The organism is Sphingomicrobium clamense, from assembly GCF_019264355.1.
Lineage (GTDB): Bacteria > Pseudomonadota > Alphaproteobacteria > Sphingomonadales > Sphingomonadaceae > Sphingomicrobium > Sphingomicrobium clamense.
Genome location: NZ_JAHVAH010000001.1, coordinates 945,084 through 963,593, shown reverse-complemented (window position 1 = coordinate 963,593; position 18,510 = coordinate 945,084). Strand labels below are relative to the sequence as shown.

Annotated in this window: 22 protein-coding genes and 2 tRNA genes; 8 read left to right on the top strand and 16 right to left on the bottom strand. The window is 64.7% G+C overall.

Annotation, left to right across the window (positions count from 1 at the left end; all coding sequences use genetic code 11):
- The first annotated feature begins 44 nt into the window (after positions 1 to 44).
- The gene (locus KTQ36_RS04850; protein ID WP_218632594.1) at positions 45 to 1,199 is read left to right on the top strand and encodes an aromatic ring-hydroxylating oxygenase subunit alpha; all 1,155 of its coding nucleotides are present in this window, start codon (positions 45 to 47) and stop codon (positions 1,197 to 1,199) included.
- Here the strand turns inward: KTQ36_RS04850 and KTQ36_RS04845 are convergent.
- Complete coding sequence (locus tag KTQ36_RS04845) at positions 1,184 to 1,567, bottom strand: response regulator (RefSeq protein ID WP_345777713.1); 384 nt, start codon at positions 1,565 to 1,567, stop codon at positions 1,184 to 1,186. The genes KTQ36_RS04850 and KTQ36_RS04845 overlap by 16 nt on opposite strands.
- 138 nt (positions 1,568 to 1,705) lie before the next feature.
- Here KTQ36_RS04845 and KTQ36_RS04840 point away from each other — a divergent pair, with 138 nt between their 5' ends.
- Positions 1,706 to 2,446: a pseudouridine synthase gene (locus tag KTQ36_RS04840; protein ID WP_345777666.1), complete on the top strand. Its 741-nt coding sequence runs from the start codon at positions 1,706 to 1,708 to the stop codon at positions 2,444 to 2,446.
- Positions 2,443 to 2,976 carry a 16S rRNA (guanine(966)-N(2))-methyltransferase RsmD gene (gene rsmD, locus KTQ36_RS04835; protein ID WP_218632592.1) on the top strand — a complete coding sequence of 178 codons (534 nt, stop codon included), beginning with the start codon at positions 2,443 to 2,445 and terminating at the stop codon, positions 2,974 to 2,976. The genes KTQ36_RS04840 and rsmD overlap by 4 nt, the downstream gene beginning before the upstream one ends.
- Here rsmD and KTQ36_RS04830 read toward each other — a convergent pair.
- Together KTQ36_RS04830 and KTQ36_RS04825 are read right to left on the bottom strand one after the other, a co-directional pair.
- Positions 2,973 to 3,386, bottom strand: coding sequence for a hypothetical protein (locus KTQ36_RS04830; RefSeq protein WP_218632591.1), 414 nt, complete (start codon positions 3,384 to 3,386; stop codon positions 2,973 to 2,975). The two genes, rsmD and KTQ36_RS04830, sit on opposite strands and share 4 nt — an antisense overlap.
- A 12-nt stretch (positions 3,387 to 3,398) precedes the next feature.
- A complete protein-coding gene (locus KTQ36_RS04825) occupies positions 3,399 to 3,989 on the bottom strand; it encodes an SOS response-associated peptidase (protein ID WP_218632590.1) in 591 nt (196 codons plus the stop codon).
- A gap of 78 nt (positions 3,990 to 4,067) precedes the next feature.
- On the opposite strand from KTQ36_RS04825, the gene KTQ36_RS04820 reads away from it, so the two are divergent.
- Positions 4,068 to 5,189 (top strand): hypothetical protein, encoded by a 1,122-nt coding sequence (locus KTQ36_RS04820; RefSeq protein WP_218632589.1) that lies wholly within the window; start codon positions 4,068 to 4,070, stop codon positions 5,187 to 5,189.
- Here KTQ36_RS04820 and KTQ36_RS04815 read toward each other — a convergent pair.
- The 3 genes from KTQ36_RS04815 to KTQ36_RS04805 all read right to left on the bottom strand — a co-directional run bounded on the left by KTQ36_RS04815 (position 5,167) and on the right by KTQ36_RS04805 (position 6,854).
- Positions 5,167 to 5,511: a DUF2794 domain-containing protein gene (locus KTQ36_RS04815; RefSeq protein ID WP_218632588.1), complete on the bottom strand. Its 345-nt coding sequence runs from the start codon at positions 5,509 to 5,511 to the stop codon at positions 5,167 to 5,169. The two genes, KTQ36_RS04820 and KTQ36_RS04815, sit on opposite strands and share 23 nt — an antisense overlap.
- The gene (gene epsC, locus KTQ36_RS04810) at positions 5,508 to 6,191 is read right to left on the bottom strand and encodes a serine O-acetyltransferase EpsC (protein WP_218632587.1); all 684 of its coding nucleotides are present in this window, start codon (positions 6,189 to 6,191) and stop codon (positions 5,508 to 5,510) included. The genes KTQ36_RS04815 and epsC overlap by 4 nt, the downstream gene beginning before the upstream one ends.
- A 117-nt stretch (positions 6,192 to 6,308) precedes the next feature.
- Positions 6,309 to 6,854, bottom strand: coding sequence for a peroxiredoxin (locus KTQ36_RS04805; protein WP_218632586.1), 546 nt, complete (start codon positions 6,852 to 6,854; stop codon positions 6,309 to 6,311).
- Between the two features lie 138 nt (positions 6,855 to 6,992).
- Between KTQ36_RS04805 and KTQ36_RS04800 the strand changes: the two genes are divergently transcribed.
- Positions 6,993 to 7,889 (top strand): hydrogen peroxide-inducible genes activator, encoded by an 897-nt coding sequence (locus KTQ36_RS04800; RefSeq protein ID WP_218632585.1) that lies wholly within the window; start codon positions 6,993 to 6,995, stop codon positions 7,887 to 7,889.
- A 1-nt stretch (position 7,890) separates the two neighbouring features.
- Here the strand turns inward: KTQ36_RS04800 and pgsA are convergent, their stop codons facing one another.
- Positions 7,891 to 8,463 carry a CDP-diacylglycerol--glycerol-3-phosphate 3-phosphatidyltransferase gene (gene pgsA / locus KTQ36_RS04795; protein WP_218632584.1) on the bottom strand — a complete coding sequence of 191 codons (573 nt, stop codon included), beginning with the start codon at positions 8,461 to 8,463 and terminating at the stop codon, positions 7,891 to 7,893.
- A gap of 120 nt (positions 8,464 to 8,583) precedes the next feature.
- Here pgsA and KTQ36_RS04790 point away from each other — a divergent pair, with 120 nt between their 5' ends.
- Complete coding sequence (locus tag KTQ36_RS04790) at positions 8,584 to 9,882, top strand: MFS transporter (protein ID WP_218632583.1); 1,299 nt, start codon at positions 8,584 to 8,586, stop codon at positions 9,880 to 9,882.
- Here KTQ36_RS04790 and KTQ36_RS04785 read toward each other — a convergent pair.
- The 6 genes from KTQ36_RS04785 to KTQ36_RS04760 form a co-directional block, all read right to left on the bottom strand.
- Positions 9,879 to 10,043 carry a hypothetical protein gene (locus KTQ36_RS04785; protein ID WP_218632582.1) on the bottom strand — a complete coding sequence of 55 codons (165 nt, stop codon included), beginning with the start codon at positions 10,041 to 10,043 and terminating at the stop codon, positions 9,879 to 9,881. The two genes, KTQ36_RS04790 and KTQ36_RS04785, sit on opposite strands and share 4 nt — an antisense overlap.
- A 109-nt stretch (positions 10,044 to 10,152) precedes the next feature.
- The gene (locus KTQ36_RS04780; RefSeq protein ID WP_218632581.1) at positions 10,153 to 11,784 is read right to left on the bottom strand and encodes a putative bifunctional diguanylate cyclase/phosphodiesterase; all 1,632 of its coding nucleotides are present in this window, start codon (positions 11,782 to 11,784) and stop codon (positions 10,153 to 10,155) included.
- 75 nt (positions 11,785 to 11,859) lie between these two features.
- Positions 11,860 to 11,946, bottom strand: a tRNA-Leu gene (locus tag KTQ36_RS04775).
- Between the two features lie 35 nt (positions 11,947 to 11,981).
- Complete coding sequence (locus tag KTQ36_RS04770) at positions 11,982 to 12,278, bottom strand: integration host factor subunit beta (protein ID WP_218632580.1); 297 nt, start codon at positions 12,276 to 12,278, stop codon at positions 11,982 to 11,984.
- Positions 12,279 to 12,431: 153 nt separating this feature from the next.
- On the bottom strand, positions 12,432 to 14,129 hold the full coding sequence (gene rpsA, locus KTQ36_RS04765; RefSeq protein WP_218632579.1) for a 30S ribosomal protein S1: 1,698 nt from the start codon (positions 14,127 to 14,129) through the stop codon (positions 12,432 to 12,434).
- A gap of 195 nt (positions 14,130 to 14,324) precedes the next feature.
- Positions 14,325 to 14,957: a (d)CMP kinase gene (locus KTQ36_RS04760; RefSeq protein ID WP_218633831.1), complete on the bottom strand. Its 633-nt coding sequence runs from the start codon at positions 14,955 to 14,957 to the stop codon at positions 14,325 to 14,327.
- A 121-nt stretch (positions 14,958 to 15,078) separates the two neighbouring features.
- Here KTQ36_RS04760 and KTQ36_RS04755 point away from each other — a divergent pair, with 121 nt between their 5' ends.
- A complete protein-coding gene (locus KTQ36_RS04755; RefSeq protein WP_218632578.1) occupies positions 15,079 to 15,399 on the top strand; it encodes an FYDLN acid domain-containing protein in 321 nt (106 codons plus the stop codon).
- A 70-nt stretch (positions 15,400 to 15,469) separates the two neighbouring features.
- Positions 15,470 to 15,545: transfer RNA gene (locus KTQ36_RS04750), tRNA-Ala, on the top strand.
- Between the two features lie 229 nt (positions 15,546 to 15,774).
- Here KTQ36_RS04750 and KTQ36_RS04745 read toward each other — a convergent pair.
- From KTQ36_RS04745 to KTQ36_RS04735, 3 genes are all read right to left on the bottom strand, one after another.
- On the bottom strand, positions 15,775 to 15,930 hold the full coding sequence (locus KTQ36_RS04745; protein WP_218632577.1) for a Flp family type IVb pilin: 156 nt from the start codon (positions 15,928 to 15,930) through the stop codon (positions 15,775 to 15,777).
- A gap of 220 nt (positions 15,931 to 16,150) precedes the next feature.
- Entirely contained in the window at positions 16,151 to 16,306 is a 156-nt protein-coding gene (locus KTQ36_RS04740; RefSeq protein ID WP_218632576.1) for a Flp family type IVb pilin, read from the bottom strand.
- A gap of 156 nt (positions 16,307 to 16,462) precedes the next feature.
- Complete coding sequence (locus KTQ36_RS04735) at positions 16,463 to 18,382, bottom strand: transglycosylase domain-containing protein (protein ID WP_218632575.1); 1,920 nt, start codon at positions 18,380 to 18,382, stop codon at positions 16,463 to 16,465.
- Between the last annotated feature and the right edge of the window lie 128 nt (positions 18,383 to 18,510).

Here is an 18,510-nt window from a genome sequence, read left to right as displayed (position 1 = left end):
ACTTGCCAAGGCGTCGCGGCAGGCGCACGATTTGGCTCATGGACATGCCGACGTCGAAGCCCGCCATGACCCCCGGCCAGCGCGCGCTGGCAGAGGCGATGATGCGCGGCGACCATTATGTCGGCAAAGACGCGCGGCGCATTTCGACCGACCGCTATGTCGATCCGCAACGACACGCGGAGGAAATGCGCCACCTCTTTCGGAGATTCCCCACCGCGCTCACGACTTCCGCGCTGATTGGAAAGGACCAAATGGTCCGCCACGACCTCACCGGTCTCGACCTGCTCGTGACCCGCGATGGCGACGGTCAGGTGCATGTCGTCGGAAACAGCTGCGCGCACCGCGCGACGCGGCTGGTCGACGATGATGATGTTCACACCTCGCGCAAGATCATCTGCCCCTATCACGCGTGGACCTACCGCGCGAATGGCGAACTCGCCGCCCTGCCCCGCCCCGACACCTTCCCCGGCCTGTGCAAGGAGGATCACCACCTCGTGCGCTATCCCGCGGCCGAGATTGGCGGGCTGATCTGGTTCATCGGCGATCCGGAGGCGGATGCGAATTTCGACGAAGTCGCCATGGTCGGCCCCGATCTCGACGCCATCGGGCTGGGCGCCATGCGGCATTTCGCGCGCAACACGCACGAGATCGCCGCCGACTGGAAGATGGTCGTCGATGCCTTTTGCGAGGGCTATCACGTCAAACGGCTGCATGCGGGATCGATCGGGGAATATTTCGCCGACGGGGTCTCGGTCGCCGACCGCATGGGCCCGCACCAGCGCTTCATCGTCGGGCGCACCGAGCATGCGAAGCCGGTCGACCTCGACGACTGGAACGCGGTGCGCGAGGTGATGACTTTCACCTACCAGATCTTCCCCAACACGGTGATCGTGGTCAGCCCAGATTACGTCAACGTGCTGATCATCCACCCCGACGGGGTCGGCAAATGCCGCGCAGAAAATCTGATGCTGGTGCCGGGCGATGCCGACGCCGTCGCCGTGCAGCCGCGTTGGGAGAAGAGCTGGCAACTGCTCGACCAGCACACGTTCGGCGGCGAGGACTTCCGCGCTGCCGCTCTATGCCAGCGCGGCGTCGAGGCTGGGTTGCGCAAGGAGATGCTGCTCGGCACGCTCGAAACCGGCGTCGCGGTCTTCCACGACGAACTTGACGCGCGGCTCGCGGCTCAGGCGGGTTCGTAGAGGATCATGCCCTTGGGCGGCTTGGGCGTGCGCCCGGCCAATATGTCGTCCACCGCGCGGATCGCGGCCTTGAGATCGCGGTCGCTGAACGGCTTGGGCAATGAGCCGACCGCATACACCTTGCAGTCCTTGGGCGGGTTGCCCGTCACGAACAGCACCGGCACGTCGCGCTCGCTCGCTTCACGCGCCAGATCGATGCCCGTCCGCTCGCCCGACAGGTTGATGTCGGCAAGGATCAGGTCGACCTGATGCCTGTCCAGATCGGTCAGCGCCTCGCGCACATTGTCGCGCGTGCCGACCACCGAATAGCCGAGCTTTTCGATCCTCACTTCATTGTCGAATGCCAGCAGCGGTTCGTCCTCGACGATGAGGATATGCTTGACGACTGGCTTTCGCTTCCCGAACAGCGCCCTGACCTTTCACACCAACCGGGAAAATGCCCCGTGCCCAATAATCGCCAGAGACCCCCTCGCGGTTCCCGCCCCAAGCCAAAGGGTCCGCGCCCTGTGGCCAACAAGCCACGCGAGGACGGCCCGCAGCGCATCGCCAAGCTGCTGGCGCGCGCGGGCGTCGCCTCGCGCCGCGAGGTCGAGCGGATGATCGCCGAAGGGCGCATCGCGATCGACGGCGAGACGCTCGACACGCCCGCGACCCTGCTGGATAATCTCAACGGCGTGACCGTCGACGGCAATCCGGTAAAAAAGCCCGCGCCGACCAAGCTGTTCCGCTTCTACAAGCCCAAGGGCTGCCTGACCGCCGCGCACGATCCCAAGGGACGTCCGACCATCTACGACCGGCTGCCCCAGGGCCTGCCGCGCCTCATGCCCGTCGGCCGCCTCGACTATAATACCGAGGGGCTGCTGCTGATGACCAACGATGGCGGGTTGAAGCGGCAGCTCGAACTGCCCGCCACCGGTGTCGAGCGCACCTATCGCGCCCGCGCATTCGGCGAGGTCAGCCAGGAACAGCTCGAAAGCCTTGCCGAAGGCATCACCATCGAAGGCGTGCGATACGGCTCGATCGACGCCAATCTCGAACGCTCGACCGGTCACAACAAGTGGATCCAGCTCACCCTCGCCGAGGGCAAGAATCGCGAAGTGCGCAACGTGCTTGGCCATCTCGGCCTCGAGGTCTCGCGCCTGATCCGTACCGCCTACGGCCCCTTCACCGTCGAGGGGATCGAGCCGGGCCAGATCCGCGAGATCGACCGCAACGAGCTGTTCCACTTCCGCCGGACGCTCAAATGAGGATCATCGCCGGCGACTGGCGCGGGAGAAAGCTGGTGGCCCCGCCCGGCCGCCTGACGCGCCCCACCTCCGACCGGACCCGCGAGACGCTCTTCTCGATGCTCGCCAGCCGCCTCGGCAGCTTCGAAGGGCTGCGCGTGGCCGATCTCTACGCCGGGTCGGGCGCGCTCGGCCTCGAGGCGCTTTCGCGCGGCGCCGCCGAGGCCCGCTTCGTCGAGACCGACCGCGAGGCCCTCGCCGCGATCCGGGCCAATATCGAAGCGCTGAAGGCTAACGCCACGGTCAGCCCGACCAGCGCCCAGCGCCTGTCGCCCGTCGATCCTCCGTTCGATCTGATCCTCGCCGACCCGCCCTACGCGGTCGGGAGCGGCGATGCGGTAGTGAGCGCGGTCGCCGATGCCGCTTGGCTCGCGCCTGGCGGGTGGCTCGCGATCGAGACCGACAAGAAGGAAGAGGTCGACCCCGGCCCCTTCGCGCTGGAGACCAGCCGCGCGGTCGGCCGCGCGCGCCTCACCCTGCTCAGCTTCTAGCCCTCGTCGTCCTCGTCCTCGGGCTTCATCGCGTCATATTCGGCCTTGAGCCGCTTACCGATCGCCGCAGCCGCTGCCGCGCCCGCCATCTTGAGCATCGTCCGGCTGCCGGTCTTCGTCCCGCGCGCCTGCGTGGCCTTGTTTTCGGCTAGGGCGGCAACCGCGGCAACCGCCCCGGCGGCCACCACGTCGGCGACCAGCGGATGGTCCAACAGCTCCCCGACCTTGTCGAGCGCCTCCTTGCGCTTCGACTGCTCGTCCTCGGGCGCATCATCTTCGACCAGCTCGGCGACCCGCACCTTCTTGGCCTTCTTCTCTTTCTTCTTTTTCTTCTTCTTTTTCTTGCGCTTGAGCTCCTCGGCAGCCTCGGCCTCCTCGAGAATCTCGTTCTTTTTCTTCTTCTTGGCCATCACGTGCCTCCTTCAGGCAAATTGGGTCATCGCGGCGTCGTCATACGGACGCGCCAGCGCACAAGCAGTTTCGGTTTCGTCTTCGAGCCAGCGGTCATGATCCTGCGGTGCCAGCATCACCGGCATCGCCTTGGGATGCACCGCCCCGACCATGGCGTTGGGTTCGCAGGTCAGGAAGGCGAAATAGGGCGCCTCCTCGCCCTTCCGCCAGATGCCGGCAAAGGCGAACAGGCTTTCGTCCGCCAGCCCGAACCAGTGCTTCACCTTGCGCCCCGTCGCCGGGTCTGGCGCCTGCGACCATTCCGAAAAGCGCGTGACGGGCACGAGACAGCGGCGCGCGGGATTGCCCAGCGCCGAGCGCCAGAAGGGCGAGGACAGGTTGCGCACGTTGGTGACGGGCCGCCCCTTGGCGGCCTGCGGGCCGGGAAATCCCCATTGCATCTCGTTCAGCCGGAGCGCGCCCTCTTCCTTGCGCAGCACGGGCGCCATCCGGCCGGGATAGATTTCGGGATAGCTCGCCACGTTCGCACGATCCCCTTCGAAGCCGCCGAACAGCTTCTTCATCTCGTCGACCGTCGCGGTCATCGAATAGAGGTTGCACATGCACGCTCTTCCCAGTGTATTGACACCATAACACAGTTAGGCGTAGTTTCCCTGCCATTCAAGGGGGAGAACTAATCTATGTACAGCCAGCAAGAGATTGACGACGCCGTCACGGCGGGCGCGATCACGCAAGGCTCGGCCGATGCCCTGCGCGCCTATGTCGCCCAGGCGCGCTCGACGCCGACCGTGGACCAGGAGCATTTCCGCTTCATCCTCGGCTTCAACGACATCTTCGTGTCCATCGCGACCGTCATCCTGTTCGTGGCGGTCACCTGGATCGGCCAGTCGGTCGGCCAGTCGATGGGACTCACCGTCGACACCGACGGCCCTTCGCCCGTTGCCGGCATCGCGATGGCGGCAGTCGCCTGGGGCCTCGCCACCTATTTCACTGCCAAGAAGCGCATGGCGCTGCCCTCGATCGTCTTGCTGGGCGGGTTCGTCGGCGGGGTCTTCACCGCCGTCGGCAGCGCGCTCGCAATGATTGTTGAAGCGGGTGGCAGCGAGCCGAGCGAAATGATCGGCGGCATCCTCATCGCCATCACCTTCGCAGTCACCGCCGGTGCGGCATGGCTGCACTGGAAGACCTTCAAGGTGCCGATCACCGTCGCCGCAGGCGCCGTCGCGGTCGCGGGCATCGTCGCGGGCCTGATCGGGGCGGGACTTGCCTCCGCCGGTCTCGAGGGCGACGCCTTCGCCAATGCCATGCTCGCCATCGTGCTGGCCCTGGGCATCGCGATCTTCATCTATGCCATGCGTTGGGACGCGAGCGATCCCGATCGCATTACGCGGCGCAGCGACGTCGCCTTCTGGCTCCACCTCGCCGCTGCGGTCATGATCGTGCATCCGGTCTTCACGCTGCTCGGCCTGCGCGATGGCGATGCCAGCATGGGTGAAGGCCTGCTCGCGGTCGGCCTCTACGTCCTGCTCGGCCTGCTCGCACTGGCGATTGATCGCCGCGCGATGCTGGTCTCGGCTTTGGCCTATGTGCTGTGGGCGCTGTCGGACCTGTTCGAGCGCTTCGGCGCGGTCGAGCTCAATGTGGCGCTGACGGCACTGGTGATCGGCTCGGCGCTGCTGCTGCTGTCGGCCTTCTGGCACCAGGCGCGCATTCGCGTCGTGTCGATGCTTCCGGCCTCGCTGACCGCCAAGCTGCCCTCGCTGGAGGGCGCCAAGGCGATCAGTCCCGAACCAGTCGGATAAGCCGTCGTTCAAGCGGGGCGAGCACGGGTTTCAGTTCGTGCCCCCGCTTCAACACCTGGCCATGTTCGGCCACAAGGAGATACGCCCCCTGCTTGCGCGCAAGCAGGGGGCGTTTTTCGATCCGGATTTCGGGATGTTCTGCAGTGCGGCGGAAGGCTGCGAACACCGCAACATCGGGGTCCATGCGCAGCGCATAATCCTTCCAATGCCCTGCCGCGACCATGCGGCCGTAAATGTCGAGGATGGTCAGGAATTCGCGACGGTCGAACGAGGCCACCTGCCGCCCTTCACCGGGTCGCGGGAAGGGCGTCACCACGCTCACGCGCGAATGTCTCCGACATGCTCACCGGGCGCCTCGTCGTCGGCTTCTTCGCCAACCTTGGCCCGCAGCGCCTTGATCTCCTGCTCGAGCTCGCACAATCGCTGCAGCACCGGATCGCCCAGCTCGTCGCATGGCGTCCCGTAGGGCAGGAACTTGCGCTTGCCCTCCGCCTCGACGGGCACCGCACGCGCGACGCGCCCGACCATGGTCGCGCCTTCCGGTACGTCCTTCGTCACCACCGCGCCCGCACCGATGCGCGCATCGGCACCTACCGTGATCGGCCCCAGGATCTGCGCACCCGAGCCAATGACGACCCCGTCGGCGATGGTCGGGTGGCGCTTGCCCCCTTCCCCGTCGAACGGGTTGGTCCCGCCCAGCGTCACGCACTGGTAGATGGTGACATTGTCGCCGATCTCGCTGGTCTCCCCGATGACCGAAAATCCGTGGTCGAGGAAAAAATTGCGCCCGATCTTGGCTCCGGGGTGGATATCCACCTGCGTGATGGCGCGCGCGAAATGGTTGACCATTCGCGCCAGGAAAAAGAGCTTGCCGCCATAGAGCCAGTGCGCCAGCCGGTGCAGCCCGAGCGCGATGACGCCGGGATAGAAGAGCACCTCCCACCGCGAGCGCGCGGCAGGGTCACGGGCTTTGACGCTGTCGAGATAGGCCGTCAGGGACAAATGATCGCTTTCCGCTTCCTTCCTTGCCCCCAATGTAAGGGCAATTGGCGCGAATTCAAAACGACAAAGGGCGGCGCGACCGTGATGGCCGCCCCGCCCTTCCTCGTTTGGGAACGTTTACGCAGCGACCGGACGCAGGACTTCTTCGCCCTCGTTCCAGTTGCAGGCGGTCAGTTCCTCGGTCTGCAGCGCTTTCAGGATGCGCAGCGTTTCCGCCGGGTTGCGACCGACGTTGAGCCCGTTCACCGACACGTGCTGGATGACATTGTCGGGGTCGATGATGAAGGTCGCGCGATAGGCGACGCCTTCGTCGGCATGGACGATGCCCAGCGCATCGGCGAGCTTCTTGGCATTGTCCGCCAGCCACGGGAAATCGGCAGCCGCAAGCTGCGGGTCCGACTGGCGCCAGGCGAAGTGAACGTGGCTGGTGTCGGTCGACGCGCCGATCAGCACCGCGTCATTCTTCGCGAATTCGCCCTTGAGCTGGCCGTAGCCGACGATCTCGGTCGGGCAGACGAAGGTGAAGTCCTTGGGCCAGTAGAAGAGCACTTTCCACTTGCCGTCGGTCTTGCCCAGGTCGAGCGTTTCGTCGCCGGGCAGCGAAGCGGTGCCCTGCTGGACGGGGATTTTAAGCGGCGGAAGCGTATCGCCAACGGTCAACATGATCGTCGTTCTCCATGGTTGGATTGAGATGAATTTTGGTGGGGCAGCGCGAACAGCCGCCCGGTCGCGGCGCGATATGGGCAGGGCTTGCTTATCGTTCAAAGCGATAATATCGATAATTGTGATTGGAGAAATCGATTGAGCGTGCACCTGCCGACCCTCAAGCAATTGCAATATCTCGTGGCGCTCCACGAACAGGGTCATTTCGGCCGCGCTGCAGAGCAATGTTTCGTCACCCAGTCGACCCTGTCGGCGGGCATTCGCGAGCTCGAGAGCCTGCTCGGCGTCACGCTGGTCGAGCGCACGCGGCGCGTCGTCCGCTTCACTCGGCTCGGCGAGCGCATCGCCGACCGCGCCCGCCGCGTTCTCCACGAGGCGGAAGAGATGGCCGACGTCGCGCGCGCCCAGGGCCGCCCGCTGACCGGCGAGCTACGCCTGGGCGTCATTCCTACGATCGCTCCCTTCCTCCTCCCCAAGCTTCTTCCCGCGCTGCGCAAGGATTATCCCGACCTGCAGCTATTCCTCCGCGAAGAGACCAGCCAGTCGGCCTGCGAGGCGCTCCACCGCGGACAGCTCGACGCAGTCGTCCTCGCCCTCCCCTTCGCGTGCGGCGATGTCGACAGCATCGACCTGTTCGCCGACCGCCTGCTCCTCGCCTTCCCCGGCAGCGAGGCCCCGCCCCAGGGCGCCATCCCGCCCGAGGATATTGAGGAAGGGCGCCTCCTGCTGCTCGAGGACGGCCATTGCCTCAAGGATCACGCGCTGGCCGCGTGCAACCGCCCCGAGCTGCGCGCCTCCGCCGCCATGATGGGTACCTCGCTCCACACGCTCGTGCAGATGGTCGAGAACGGGCTCGGGCTGACCTTCGTCCCCGAAATGGCGATCAAGGCTGGCATTCTCGAGGGCACGGGCATCGAGGCCCGCCCGCTCGAAAGCGTCCACGACGCGCGCCGCGTCGCACTCGCCTGGCGCAAGTCGAGCCCGCGCGCGAAGGAATTCAAACTGCTCGGAGAAGCGCTGGCGAAACTCGCCTAGCTCAGTCCATGTGCTTCAGGCCGACGCGCAGATAGTCGTAACCGGTTATCAGCGTCAGCGCCGCCGCCAGCCACAGCGACCAGATGCCCACATCGTGGATCCACAGCTGGCTCGGCAGCGCCCCCGACAGGATCAGCGCACCCAGCGCCAGCATCTGGAAGGTCGTCTTCCACTTCGCCAGCCGGCTGACCGGCACCGAAACGTTGAGCGGCCCAAGGAATTCGCGCAGCCCCGACACGATGATCTCGCGCATCAGGATGATCAGCGCGGGGATTACGGTCAGTCCGGCGATCACCGGCTCGGGCTCGTCGGGCACCTTGCGGCTGGCGATCAGCATGATCAGCACCGCGGCGACCATGATCTTGTCGGCGATCGGGTCGAGAAACTGCCCTAGCCGGCTGATCTGCCCCTGCGCCCGCGCCAGATAGCCGTCGAAATAGTCGGTAATCCCGACGATCGAGAACAGCACCCAGGTGATCCAGTAGTCGATCGGGCTCGGCTTCCATAGCAGGTAGACTAGGATCGGCACCGCAAGGATGCGCGACAGTGTCAGGATGTTGGGAAGGGTCAGCATGCGCTGCCATGATTAGGCGAGCGCGCACCATCGCGCAAACGGCAATTTTCCGCAGCGCTTGGCGGCTTCGGTCGACCCCGCTAGGCTCGCGCCAACCGCAACCGTCAGGCGCTCCGATCCTTGGCTTCGACACTGTCTCTCATCGGCAAGCGCCGCTTCGGTCCGCTCTTCGCGACGCTCTTCTGCGGCGCCTTCAACGACAATCTCTACCGCACCTCGATGGTGCTGATCGTCATTTACGGCATCTATGCCGACCCGGGGCAGGAAGCGACCTTCTCGGCGGTGGCGGGCGGCCTCTTCATCCTCCCCTTCTTCCTCTTCTCCGCACTCGCGGGCCAGCTCGCCGACAGCCACGACAAGGCCGCGATCATCCGCCACGTGAAGAGTGCCGAGATCGCGATCATGGCGCTGGGCGCGATCGGGCTGGTGCTCAAGAGCGTTCCGCTGCTGCTCGCCATGCTGTTCGCGACCGGGCTCCAGTCGACCATCTTCGGCCCGATCAAATACGCCCTCCTCCCCCAGCACCTTAAGAAAGACGAAGTGCTCGGCGGCACCGGGCTGGTCGAGGCGGCGACCTATGTCGCGATTCTGGTCGGCATCGTCGTCGGCGGGCTTGTCATCTACACCGACGCCACCGGCACGCTCAGCGCGGGCTGGGGCGCCTTCCTCGTCATCCTGACCGCTATCGTGGGCCGACTGTTCGCGGGCCACGTGCCCCCCGCCCCGCCCGAGACCGCGACCGACAGGCTGAAACTCGATTGGAACATCCTGCGCTCGACCACCCGGCTCCTAAGCGAGTTTCTCCACCGCCCGCGCATCCGCCTCGCGATCGTCTGCATCAGCCTGTTCTGGGCGATGGGGACGATGCTCGCCGCCATCTTCCCGCCACTGGTCAAGAACGCGCTGGGCGCCGACCCCGGCGTCGCCACGCTTTTCCTCGCCTCCTTCTCGGTCGGGGTGGCGATCGGCTCGGTGGTCATCAACCGCCTCCTCAAGGGCGAGGTCAGCGCGCGCTACAGCCACTGGGCGGCGATCGGCATGATGGCCTTCGTCGCCGATCTCGTCCGCCGAACGTCGGGCTTCGAGGGCGCCGCCGCGGGCACCATGCCCGTTTCCGATTTCCTGGCCGCTCCGTCGGGGCTCCTGATCCTCGTCGACCTGTTCTTCATCGCCGCGCTCGCGGGCATGTATGTCGTGCCGCTCTACGCCTATCTCACCACCCACGTCGCGCCCGGCGAGACCGCGCGCGCGGTCGCGGCCAACAATGTCGTCAATTCGGGGTTGATGGTCGCAGCCTCACTGGCGCTCACCGCATCCTACGCGGCGTCGATCACCGTCACGCAGAGCCTGTGGATCGTGTTCGGGTTCGGGCTGGTCGCCGCCTGGTTCGGCTGGCGGCTCCACCGCCTCGTCGACTAGGCGATGAACAAGGCGGTGAAGAGAAAACCGCTGAGGAAGGTCAGTGCGAAGAGCCGCACATCCTCGCTGATCCGCGGCATGCGCAGCGCCACGGCGCGAGCCTTCACAGGCTCCTCGAACGTGATCGGCTGCTTCTTGGGTCGCGAATGCAATTCCATCATGGAGAGAACTTTAAGACTTCCTTCACCATGATTTCAATGCCGCGCAGGCGAAATGCTTCCCCCTGTCCCAAGCTGGAACAGAAGGCGCGTTCGTCGCTCGATCGAGGAACTAACCCGCGCGGCGGGTCGGCGTCGGCTCTTCGGTCTCGGTGGGCAGGTCGCTGGCCTTGGGATCGCGCAGGCGGACCAGCTGTGCGGCCTGGTCCCCGCTCATCGGCTTGCCGAAGAACCAGCCCTGCCCGACCTGGCATTCGAGCTCGAGCAGCTTGGTATGCGCGCGGGCGGTCTCGACACCCTCGACCGTGACCGGAATGTCGAGGGCGGATGCCAGCGTCGTCACCGCGCGGATGATCGCCTCGCTCTCGCGATCTCGGTTGATGCCCGCGACGAAGCTGCGGTCGATCTTGATCATGTCGAACGGCAGCGCGCGCAAGTGGGCGAGCGAGGAATAGCCGGTGCCAAAATCATCGAGCGACACGCGCACGCCCTGGTTCTTCAGGCTCGCGACGATCGACTTGGCCAATTCGGGATCGGCGAACAGCGAACTTTCGGTGATCTCGACGATCAGCCGGTCGGCCGGAAAGCCGGTTTCGGTCAGGATGCGGACGAGCTTTTGCGCCAGCCAGCTGTCGTTGAGCTGGGTCGGCGAAATGTTGACCGAGATGTCGACCGTCCGCTCCCAGGTCATCGCCTCGGTCAGCGCCTTGGTCATCACCTGCTCGGACAACGCTTCGATCAGCCCGTTCTCCTCCGCGACCGGAATGAAGCGGGTCGGCCCGATCAGGCCGAGCAGCGGATGCTCCCAGCGCGCGAGCACCTCGAATCCGAGCACGTCGCCCGTCTCGAGGTCGACCTGCGGCTCGAAAAACGGCTTGAACTGGCTGTTTTCCAGCCCGACACGAATGCCCTGTTCGACTTCGCCATAGGCCAGCAATTCGCGCTCCATACGCTCGTCGAACCAGACGGGTCGTGCGATGCGGCTGGCGCGGCCTTCGGCCTCGGCAATGTCCGCGCGGCGCAGCAGGTCGCGCACCACGACATCGTTGGCCGGCGCGCTGGCGACGCCGACGAAGGCGCCGACATGGATCATGTTGTCGTCGATCAGCATCGGACGCACGGCGATTTCGAGCAGCGCCTCGGCAAGCGCGTCCACGCGCTCGTTGCGGCCCGCGGCGCGCATGGTGATGACGGCGAACTCGTCGCCCGCGACACGCGCCACGGCGCCCGAATCCCCGACCGATTCATCGAGGTCCTTGGCGATCCGGCGCAGCACTTCGTCCCCCACGTCATAGCCGTGGCGATCGTTGACCAGCTTGAAGCGATAGAGGCGGATCGACATGATGACCAGTTCGAGCCCGCGTTCGATCGCGAGGTCGCGAAAACGCTCGCCCGCTTCGGCAAATCCCTTGCGGTTGAGCAATCCGGTCATGCCGTCGGTCGACGCGATCTTGGCGGCGCGCTCTTCGCTTTCCTTGCGGCGCTGCACTTCCTGCTGGACGTCGACATAATAGCGCCAGCCGAACAGGATGAGCGCGACGTTGAGCGTCAGCGTCGTCGACGCGATCTTGAGATCGTCGGTAAATTCCTCGCCGGCATTGAGGAAGGTGTCGTAAAACCCGCTGCCGTTCCAGATGAGCAGCCCCACCGCGCTCACCAGGATCGGGAGCACGAGCAGGTCACGGCGCAGGCGCGCCGAACCGATTAGCCCTTTCAGGAGGGCGGAAGGGGTAAACTCGGTCACCTCGCCGCATTAGCGCGAGATAATTAATTTTTTATCCACTTCGAGCAGCAATTCGCGTTGGAATCGGGGCTGAATTGGTGCGGACGGCGGGACTCGAACCCGCACTCCCTTACGGGAAGAAGATTTTAAGTCTCCAGCGTCTACCGATTCCGCCACGTCCGCTGATCGCCAGCCGGGCATCGGTATCCCGGCGCCGCCTAATCGTTGGCGGCCGCGTTTAGGTTTAATCGCTCGCGCATTTCCTTGCCCGGCTTGAAGTACGGCACGCGCTTGGCGTCGACCTGGACCGCTTCGCCGGTGCGCGGGTTGCGCCCGACGCGCGCATCGCGGTGACGGGTCGAAAAGGCACCGAAGCCGCGCAATTCCACGCGCCCGCCCTCGGCCAGCTGGTCGGTGATGGCGTCGAACAGCGACGACACAACATTTTCGACCTCACGCTGGGTGAGATCGGGAAAATCCTCGCAGATCTTGGCGACGAGTTCGGAACGGATCATGTCGGGCCTTGTCCCCCAAATTTCTTAATAATTGCCCTCCCCCCGGAGGACCGTAGGCTGCAGAGATGCAATGAAAAAAAGGGCGATGCAACCCGGTTGCACCGCCCTTCTTCATTTCGTTGCGGAAAAGCCGCAGCGGATGGAGCGAGAAGCTTACTTCTCGTCCTTCTGCTTGAGCGCTTCGCCGAGGATGTCGCCGAGCGAGGCACCCGAATCCGACGAACCGTAATCCTTCACGGCCTGCTTTTCTTCGTTGATCTGGTAGGCCTTGATCGAGAAGTTCGGCTTCTTCGACCGGTCGAAACCAGTGACCATCGCGTCGAACTTCTGACCGACCTGGAAACGCTCCGGACGCTGCTCGTCGCGGTCGCGGCCAAGGTCCGAGCGGCGGATGAAGCCGATCGGGCCGTCTTCGCCGGCCTGCACTTCGAGACCGCCGTCGCGCACGTCGAGGACGTTGACGGTGACGACTTCGCCCTTGTTCACGCCCGAACCCGAAGCGGTGACACCGCCACGCTCGAGCTGCTTCATGCCGAGGCTGATGCGCTCCTTCTCGACGTCGACGTCGAGGACGACCGCCTTGACGGTTTCACCCTTGTGGTGAAGCGCCAGCGCTTCCTCGCCCGAGACGCCCCAGGCGATGTCCGACATGTGGACCATGCCGTCGACGTCGCCGGGAAGACCGACGAACAGGCCGAATTCGGTCGAGTTCTTGACTTCGCCTTCGACTTCGGTGCCGACCGGGAACTTCTCCGCGAACTCGTGCCACGGGTTTTCCTGCGCCTGCTTGAGGCCGAGCGAGATGCGACGCTTTTCTTCGTCGACCTCGAGGACCTTCACTTCGACTTCCTGGCTGGTCGAGACGATCTTGCCCGGGTGGACGTTCTTCTTGGTCCAGCTCATTTCCGAAACGTGGACCAGGCCTTCGATGCCCGGCTCCAGCTCGACGAAGGCACCATATTCGGTGATGTTCGTGACGCGGCCCGTGAAGGTGCCGTCGACCGGGTACTTGGCGACTGCGCCTTCCCAAGGATCGGCTTCCAGCTGCTTCATGCCGAGGCTGATGCGCTGGGTCTCGCGGTTGATGCGGATGATCTGCACCTTCTGCTTGTCACCGATGTTGAGCACTTCGCTCGGGTGACCGACGCGCTTGTAGCTGATGTCGGTGACGTGCAGCAGGCCGTCGATGCCGCCGAGGTCGACGAACGCACCGTAATCGGTGATGTTCTTGACGACGCCTTCGATGACCTGGCCTTCGGTGAGGCTCTGGATGAGGTCGCTGCGCTGTTCGGCGCGGGTTTCCTCGAGGATCGCGCGACGCGACACGACGATGTTGCCGCGGCGACGGTCCATCTTGAGGATCTGGAAGGGCTGCGGAATATCCATCAGCGGGGTGACATCGCGCACGGGGCGGATGTCGACCTGGCTGCCGGGCAGGAAGGCGACGGCGCCGCCGAGGTCGACGGTGAAGCCGCCCTTCACGCGGCCGAAGATCACGCCTTCGACGCGGCTGTCGGCTTCATATTCCTTCTCGAGCTTGTCCCAGGCGGCTTCGCGGCGGGCGCGTTCGCGGCTGAGCATGGCTTCGCCGTTGGCGTTCTCGACGCGGTCGACATAGACTTCGACTTCGTCGCCGACTTCGATTTCGGCCTTCTGGCCGGGCTGTGCGAATTCGCGAAGCGGCACGCGGCCTTCGCTCTTGAGGCCAACGTCGATGACCGCGAGGTCGTTCTCGATGCCGGTGACCTTGCCGGTGACGACCTTGCCTTCGAAGCCTTCGTCTTCACCGCCGAGTTTTTCATTGAGAAGCGCGGCGAAATCGTCGCGCGTGGGAAATGCCGTATCGGCCATATAACAGTGTCTTTCGTCTCTGGGTCTGCCGCGAACCCGACCACCATGGCCGGCGTTTCCGAAATGCGGACTTGGACAAACCTGAAAACCGCCCCGCCGAGGCCCATCCCCGGCGAAACATCCTTGGACGAAAGGACGCGGAAGCTACGACAGGCGGGAAAGCGGCCAAGCCCCCAGCCTAAGTGACTGGAAAAATTAGCGGCTCGCCTGGAGACGGGCTTCCACGAGCGCAATCGCCCGCTGGACGGCGCGCTCTATAGTCAGATCGGACGTATCTAGCAAGTCGGCATCCTTGGCCTGCACCAGCGGCGCGGCGTCGCGGCCGGCATCGCGCTCGTCGCGCGCGCGAATATCGATGAGGATATCGTCATAATGCGCATCGACCCCGCGCCCCGTCAGCTCCTTGTGCCGCCGCTGAGCGCGGATTTCGGGCGTCGCGGTCACGAACAGCTTGGCCGAGGCGTCGGGACAGATCACCGTACCGATATCGCGCCCATCGAGCACCGCTCCACCCTCCTGCCGCGCAAAGCCATGCTGCCGCTCGAGCAGCGCCTCGCGTACGCTCGGATAGGCCGAAACCTTGCTCGCCAGCTTGCCGATCGTCTCGGAGCGCAATTCCTCGTCGCCCGGATCGATCTGCTCGATCCCCTCGACCGCGCGCAGCGCTTCGAATTCGTTGCCTGCATTGCCCCCGAAGCGCCACAGCGCCAGCGCCACCGAGCGATAGAGCATGCCGGTATCCATGTGCGGCAGTCCGTAATGGTTCGCCAGCGCCTTCGCGATGGTGCCCTTGCCCGATGCTGCCGGCCCGTCGACCGCGATAATGATGTCGCTCATGGCCATGCGCTTTGACAGCCGCGACCCGCTATGGCAAGGCGCGCGCCATCCGTGATGCGGGCACATGCCCGTGTCCGTCAGACAACCGATTCTAGCTTAGGAATTATCACCGATGGTCAAACCCGAATGGGGCACCAAGCGGACCTGCCCGAAATGCTCGACCCGCTTCTACGATCTGGGCAATGACGATCCCGTCACCTGCATCGAATGCGGCACCGAGTTTATCCCCGAGCCGGTCCTCAAGTCGAAGCAGCCGCTGCCCTTCGACGACGACGACAAGAAAAAGAAGAAGGACGAGGATCTCGCCGCCGACGATCTCGAGGATGTCGAGGACGATGACGGCGGCAGCGCCGACGACGATGTCGACCTCGACACGGGCGACGACGACATCAAGGTCGTCAAGACCGACGACGGCGACGACGACGACAATTAAGGTCGTTCGCGCGACCGAAGAATTTGGGGTTGCATCGCGCTCCAAAAGTTTTAAACGGCGCGAACGAAATGGGGCCGTAGCTCAGCTGGGAGAGCGCTACACTGGCAGTGTAGAGGTCAGGGGTTCGATCCCCCTCGGCTCCACCACCTTTCGACGTCTAAGGCGCCCCCGGGCGCCTTTTTCGTTTGTGTTCCTGGACCGAACACTCATCAGGGGGTTCGACGGCCTGCGGCCGGCTGACGCCCCCCTCGGCTCCACCATCCTTTCGACGTCTAAGGCGCTCCCCGGGCGCCTTTTTCGTTGGTGCGGCGCCAAAAGAAAAACGGCGGCGCTCCGAGGAGCACCGCCGCTTTCTTGGTCGAACTGACTTACGACTTAGTCGAGGTCGTTCGAAACGTCGTTGAACGTGTTGCCCAGCGCGTTACCGATGTTGCCCATGGCGCCAATGGCGGCAACGGCAATCAGGGCGGCAATCAGGCCATATTCGATGGCGGTCGCACCGTCTTCGTTCTTGAGAAGCTTCGTGAACATAACTGGTCTCCTAATGATTCCACAACTTCGGGGAAGGTCCCCGACCGATGCGGTCCAATGCACCGGATGAGGCCAATTAAGCGCGAAGGCGTTGAGAAAGGCTTAAACCGCGCCGTTAAATTAATTTAACCATGCTCGGATAACCGCCCGGTAAAGGCGCAATGAAAAACGGCGGCGCTCCGAAGAGCACCGCCGTCATTCATTCGAAGTTGCCCGAATACTATTCGAGGTCGTTCGAAACGTCGTTGAACGTGTTGCCCAGCGCGTTACCGATGTTGCCCATCGCGCCAATGGCGGCAACGGCAATCAGGGCGGCAATCAGACCATATTCGATGGCAGTCGCGCCGTCTTCGTTCTTGAGAAGCTTCGTGAACATAACGGGTCTCCTAATGGCTCCACAGTTGGGGCTTCCCCCCAAAAACCCACGCGGTCCTCTCGCGTTGGTTGGCTTCATCTAGGGCCGAATTGGTTGAGAAATGCTTAAAATCGGCGGCGGCCGATCGCGCTCATTTCGGAAAGAAATCCCGGAAATTCAGAGATTTTCGATAAAATCGATTAGCTCCTTCGCGAAATTCTCGAGCGCATCGTCCAATTCGGAGGGAACCGGAGTCTGGCGGTCCGGCAGGCGCGGGCGATTCGGGTTGAAGTCGCGCGGCAGGCGCGGTCCGCGCGCGCCATCGACCTGCAACGCGCTCGACATGAAGCTGCGGAACACGCGCGCGGGCGCGCCCCCGCCACTGATGTCGCCGAGCGAGCGATTATCGTCATGGCCAACCCAGACGCCGACGACCAGATTGCCGGCAAAGCCGATGAACACCGCGTCGCGATTGTCCTGCGTCGTGCCGGTCTTGCCAAAGGTCGGCGTGCGCAGCGCGGCGCGGCGACCCGTGCCTTCATTGGCCGCGGCGTAGAGCAGTTCGAGCATCGGCGCCCACTCCTCGTCCGGGTCGAGCCCCGCCTGGCGACGACCGAACCGCTCCTCGGCGGGTAGCGCCAACCCCTCGACGGTGACCGGATATTGCCCCGACAGGATCGCGGCATGCGCGGCCGTCATCTCGAGCAAGCTGATGCCCGCAGTGCCGAGCGGAAGGCTCGCCGCCTCGGGCAGGTCGGCAGTGATGCCCAGCTCGCGCGCCGTCTGCACGATCGCGTCGTGACCGACCATCTGCGCCAGCCTCACGGTCGCGGCATTGGACGAGCGGGCGAACGCTTCCTTCAGCGTGATGCGACCGCGATACTGGCCATCGCTATTGCGCGGGCTCCAACCGTCGACCTCGATCGGCGTATCCTCGATCATGTCGTCGGGCGACCAGCCCGATCGCAGCGCGGCGAGATAGACGATCGTCTTGAACGCGCTGCCCGGCTGGCGCTTGGCCTGCGTCGCGCGGTTAAATGGCGACTTCTTGTAGCTCCGACCCCCGACCATCGCGACGACCTCGCCCGTCGGGCGCATCGCCACGAACGCGATCTGGGCATCGCCGATCGGCGCGTTGATGACGCTGCGCACCGCGATGCGCTGGAGGTCGGCATCGAGCGTGGTGGGCACGCGCGTGACGCCATAACTCGGCTTGATCTCGCGACGCGCCTGCGGTGCGACCCAGTCGGCGAAATAGGTCCCGCTCGGCAGGCTCGCGCGGCTGCCCTGCGGGCGAGCCATGCGCACTTGCGCCTGCGCCTCCGTGATGAACTCATTGTCGACCATCGAGGCCAGCGCCAGCCGGCTACGCTCCTGCGCCCCGTCGAGGTTGCGCGTCGGGGCAAGCCGCGACGGCGCGTTGGCGACCCCCGCCAGCATCGCCGCCTGCGCCAGGTCGAGCGCTTCGGGCTCGCGATCAAAATAATGGCGACTGGCCGCGCGCAATCCGTAGACCCCGTCGCCGAAATAGATGGAGGAGAGATAGCGCGAGAGGATCTCGTCCTTGGACAGCCACGCCTCCAGCCACAGCGCGATGATCGCTTCCTGCGCCTTGCGCTTGAACGACCGCTCGGCCGACAGGAAGCTGGTCTTGGCGAGCTGCTGGGTGATGGTCGACCCGCCCTGCGTCACGCCGCCGGCTTCGGCATTGGCGACCGCCGCGCGACCGATGCCGATCGGATCGACGCCCCAATGCGAATAGAAGCGCCGGTCCTCGATCGCGACGAACGCCTGGGTGACGTGCGCGGGCAGCTGCGCGACCTCGACCGGTTCGTCCTTGATCTGGCCGCTGCGCGAGATCGGCTGCCCCTCCTGGCTCATGAAGACGAGCGCAGGCTCCTTGAGCGGTTCGAGGCTGCGGCCGAGCGGCGCAGTCACGACCAGCCAGATGATGGTGATGAAGAAGAGCGCGGAAAATCCGTAAAAGCCCCATTTGAGCCATTTGTGGCGACGGCGCGGCGTCTCGACATCGGACGGGGGCAGCGCACCCTCTCCCGAATCATCGATCGGCAAGATCTCGATGTCGCGCTCGGCCAAGATGACTCCCTCTACTCGGCGGGCAGTGCCGTATTACATGTCTAACACAGCTATAGCGATTGACTTCCTCCCTGTCCATCGCATCGCGGCCATGAACCGGGCCTTGCGCCGCGCACCGGACGGGGTAG